At 63.7% G+C, this 3,895-nt stretch carries 5 protein-coding genes; all 5 read left to right on the top strand.

The window, feature by feature from the left end:
* Positions 1 to 155: 155 nt before the first annotated feature.
* The 5 genes from IEY62_RS21575 (at position 156) to IEY62_RS21555 (ending at position 3,754) form a co-directional block, all read left to right on the top strand.
* Complete coding sequence (locus tag IEY62_RS21575) at positions 156 to 506, top strand: hypothetical protein (RefSeq protein WP_189021454.1); 351 nt, start codon at positions 156 to 158, stop codon at positions 504 to 506.
* 78 nt (positions 507 to 584) lie between these two features.
* Positions 585 to 1,568, top strand: a complete 984-nt coding sequence (locus tag IEY62_RS21570) for a DUF4192 family protein (protein WP_189021453.1) — start codon at positions 585 to 587, stop codon at positions 1,566 to 1,568.
* Positions 1,569 to 1,751: 183 nt separating this feature from the next.
* Entirely contained in the window at positions 1,752 to 1,901 is a 150-nt protein-coding gene (locus tag IEY62_RS21565) for a hypothetical protein (protein ID WP_189021452.1), read from the top strand.
* 481 nt (positions 1,902 to 2,382) lie between these two features.
* Entirely contained in the window at positions 2,383 to 3,291 is a 909-nt protein-coding gene (dprA, locus tag IEY62_RS21560; protein WP_189021451.1) for a DNA-processing protein DprA, read from the top strand.
* 61 nt (positions 3,292 to 3,352) lie between these two features.
* Positions 3,353 to 3,754 carry a hypothetical protein gene (locus IEY62_RS21555; RefSeq protein WP_189021450.1) on the top strand — a complete coding sequence of 134 codons (402 nt, stop codon included), beginning with the start codon at positions 3,353 to 3,355 and terminating at the stop codon, positions 3,752 to 3,754.
* Positions 3,755 to 3,895: the final 141 nt, after the last annotated feature.

The following is a 3,895-nucleotide window of genomic DNA, read 5'->3' as shown; positions in this document are numbered from 1 at the left end:
TTTCCCACACCTTGCCCAAGGGTAGACAGGCCTCCGTCGGCCACAGCTCCGCAAGCTTCGCCAGCAGCCAAAAAACAACGGGGGGAGAGGGGAGCTGGCCGGTCACCTAAGCCGCCCCACCCACCACATTTCTCGGCAAAAGAAGGAGCAACACCATGCTTACCCACCTGATTGCGCTGTACATCCCAGCGCGACTGAGCGAAAGCGTCACCGTCCACACCCTTGACGCCCGGCACGCGAGCCTTCAGGTCATCGTCGGCGGAGAACTCGAAAGTATCGCCTGCGGTGACTGGCAGGTCTACCTGAATGCGGAAATGCAAACCACCGGGCCATCGAACGTCCGCGCCGCGCAGCTGCTCCACGAAACGGGCCTTGACCTACCGGTGACCGGAAACGCGGTGTTCCTGGGCAGGGAAGGACTCAACCACGACACCGATGTACCGGAGTACCTGATCCACCGGGCCGAACGCCTGTTCGACGTCCGACTGATCCAGCCAGCGGCCTAGCTGCCCACGGTGGCCGGGAACCAGACGTTCCCGGCCACCCCACCACCCACTTTCTCGGCAAAAGAAGGAACACACATCATGATGGAAAAACTGACTCTCACCGGACCCGCTGACCTGCTGGCTTACATCCCGCACCTGCTCGGAGGAACTCCGACGGAATCATTCGTCGTGCTGACCGCCACTAGCGGGGCCCTTGGCGCTACGCTGCGTGTGGACGCACCCATGGACGCGGCTCCCCTGGGTTTCGCCCAAACGGTGACCAGCCTCGCAGCGGAAGACGAAAACGCCACGGCATGCTACCTCGTCGTCTACACCGACGAAACGGGCGAAGATGACCGGTTCCCTTACGCCGCGCACGTCGCCGCCCTGGGCAACGAACTGGCCACCGCCCGGATGCCCGTCCGCAAGGTCTATCTGGTCACCAGCACCCACTGGGCTGCTTACGGCACCACGGAGTGGAACCCGCTGGATCAGGTCAAGGACAGCAACGCCAACGCCACTTTGACCTTCATGGGAAGCGCCTCGACCGTGGATGTCTACAACCCGGCTTTGCTGGGCAAATGGGTCGAACCGGTACAGGTGCCCGCCCGCACGGAGGAATCCGTGGAGCAGGCACGCCGCGGCTGGGTCGCCGCACTGGAGGAAACCGGCACACCGGACACAGAGACCGCCCGGAAACTGGCGGCATGGTTCCAAGATGAGTACATCCGCGACTTCCTCATGGCCGACACCATCACCACGAACAACGGCGTCATCATTGACATCATGCTGGGCAAGTTCGACGGCCGCCCCGACTGGAAGCGTGTGGACCGCGCCGAAGGCCTCGCCTTTGAACTGATGAAAGTAGTCCCCGAAGGACAGCGGGCACCCATGCTGACCCTGATGGGATGGCTGCAATGGCTCAAAGGCTCCGGAACACACTCCGCGCGTTACCTGAAGCTGGCAGCTGAGGACGTACCCGGCTACCGGTTCGCTGAACTGCTGCGCGAACTGATCGGCAACGTCTACATCGCAGAGGTGGCCAAGAACCCGGAAACCGCCTACAAACGCCCCATCAACTAGCCAAGATGGCCGGGCAGGATCAGCGACGGTCCCGCCCGGCCATCCAGGTACCGGGGCGGCCTCCGCCGCTGGCGTTCCCCCGGCCGCCATAACGCTGGCGCGGGCGCAGCCTCGACCCAGCCAACGCAAAGGATCCACGGTTACAGTGAACTCCAACGAGAACACTGCACCAGGAGATCCAGCATGGGAACCGAATACATCCTGACCGAGGACGACAAACCAACACCAGGCGCGAGCTTCCTTGAAGACGTCATCGAACTGCAGCTACTCACCGCCAATGAGTCCCTGGGACCGGTCGACTTCACCCACCCCCAGGAACACCACGACATCTAACACCACTGCATCAACGACGCTGCGCCATTGATTTCCTTTTTGCCGAGGAACAACGAAGAGCCGGCCCCACCAGGGTGCCGGCTCTTCGGCTTTCAAGACCAGAACGGGCGTCCTCTCCGCTTCGCTCCGTGGCCGGCTGTTGGGTGCTGCCGGTCCGTCGCAGAGCTCCTGCCCGTCATCACCTCTGTGTCTACGACGTTTTCTGGTTGCTGTCCTCCGGATTGTAGGCGTCCACTCCACCCCGTCTAGCCCCTCCGCGAGCTCCGGGGCCTGCGGTGCAGGAATTTCCCTACGGCGCTCCTGCGTCGCTTATTTCCTCCGGGAATTTCCCACACCTTGCCCAAGGGTAGACAGGGCTCCGCTGGCCGCCGAGCAAGCAAGCTTGCCAGCAACCAAAAAACAACGGGGGGAGAGGGGAAGCTGGCCGGTCAACTAAGCCGCCCCACCCACCACCTTTCTCGGCAAAAGAAGGAGCAACACCATGAACGACCGCATCGCACGCGCCGCCCTTACCCGGCTCTTTGACCCCCAGGACACAACAGGCCGCGCTCTCGTGGGAGCCTTGGGCGCATTTGCGGCCCTGAGAGTGGCCACTGGGGATCAACCGCCCCACACTTTCCGCCACATCAGCGGAGAGGACTTGAACGAAGGTTTGCGCCGTTGGGCGCAGCGGATCCCGGACGTGGACGCGGAAAGGGATCTGGCTACCATCGAACGCCTGGGCGGGGGTTTCCTTATCCCCGGGGACGAGCGTTGGCCCGTCGGCCTTGATGACCTGCCGGATGCCCCGTATGGGCTCTGGTACGTCGGGAACATCGCCCAGGGGATCCCCGCCCCGCAGCGCTCAGTGGCTTTGACCGGTTCCCGTGATTCCACCAGCTACGGCGCTGATGTTACCGGCGAGTTGGCCTATGGACTGGCCCAGCGTGGCATCTGCGTTATCTCCGGTCTTGGTTACGGCATCGACACCCATGCCCACCGTGGCGCTCTTGCTGGCGGCACCGGCAAGGGACCGGCGACCATCGCGGTCGCAGCCGGCGGCCTCGACCGGGTGTACCCCTCCGGTAACGCCGACCTCGCGGCCGCGATCAGGGCCAAAGGTTTGATCGTCTCCGAGCAGCCCCCGGGAAACGCGCCGACGCGGCACCGCTTTTTGCAGCGCAACCGCATCATTGCCGCCCTTGCAGGGGTGACCTGTGTAGTGGAGGCCCGTTGGCGTTCAGGTGCGTTGAACGCCGCGCACCACGCCGAAACCATTGCCCGGCATGTGGCGGCGGTGCCCGGAAGCGTTCACAGTGCGAACTCGGCGGGCTGCCACAGGCTCCTGAAAGAGGGCACGGCGGCGCTGGTTTCCGACGCCGCAGAAGTAGCCGAACTACTCGCCAGCTAGAGAAACCGGTGGCCGGGACGATCGTCCCGGCCACCGCCCCATTCATAAAGGAGACAGGATCATGACTGAAAGCCCCGAAATCCGACAAGACGCCGATGAGATCGCATGGTTTCCCGCGCGTGAGCTGGTGGACGCGATGAAAGCTGAAGGTCTGGAACTTCACGTCGACCAGACCGGCGGAGGCACCGCAACGCTCTTTCTTCAGCGGGAAGGCAGCCACACCTTCACGATTGGCCCCGGTTCATATAGCTGGAACGCACCTCTGGAATCGGAGTTCACGACAGCAGAGCTCCACTACGGCCCGGACCACTACGACGAGGACGGCGAACCAGTTGACTTTCCCGGTGACGAAGAAAAGACCATCACGCCAGGAACACCGATCGCGGACATCGCCAAGGAAATCGCCGCAAACTTCCGCCGATTCAACACCCACACGACCCCGGAGAGAGACAGCGCCACGTAAGCCCGGTGGGCCGTTCGCCTTGTGTGGGCGGGCGGTCCGCCGCGGGTGGCCCGCTTTGGTGGGTGGTTGTCGGCGGCGGACCGCCGTTCCCGCGACGGGTCCGGCTGTGCTTACCTGGTGCGTGCGGCAAGCCCGGGCGGG

This window comes from Paenarthrobacter histidinolovorans (genome assembly GCF_014647595.1).
Classification (GTDB): domain Bacteria; phylum Actinomycetota; class Actinomycetes; order Actinomycetales; family Micrococcaceae; genus Arthrobacter; species Arthrobacter histidinolovorans.
The sequence above is the reverse complement of the archived record's forward strand: the minus strand, read 5'-3'. Positions and strand labels throughout refer to the sequence as shown.

Bases quoted from the DNA above. Each gene is read 5' to 3' on its own strand.
- IEY62_RS21575 (WP_189021454.1), top strand. From the start codon at position 156: ATGCTTACCCACCTGATTGCGCTGTACATCCCAGCGCGACTGAGCGAA.
- IEY62_RS21570 (WP_189021453.1), top strand. From the start codon at position 585: ATGATGGAAAAACTGACTCTCACCGGACCCGCTGACCTGCTGGCTTAC.
- IEY62_RS21565 (WP_189021452.1), top strand. From the start codon at position 1,752: ATGGGAACCGAATACATCCTGACCGAGGACGACAAACCAACACCAGGC.
- dprA (WP_189021451.1), top strand. From the start codon at position 2,383: ATGAACGACCGCATCGCACGCGCCGCCCTTACCCGGCTCTTTGACCCC.
- IEY62_RS21555 (WP_189021450.1), top strand. From the start codon at position 3,353: ATGACTGAAAGCCCCGAAATCCGACAAGACGCCGATGAGATCGCATGG.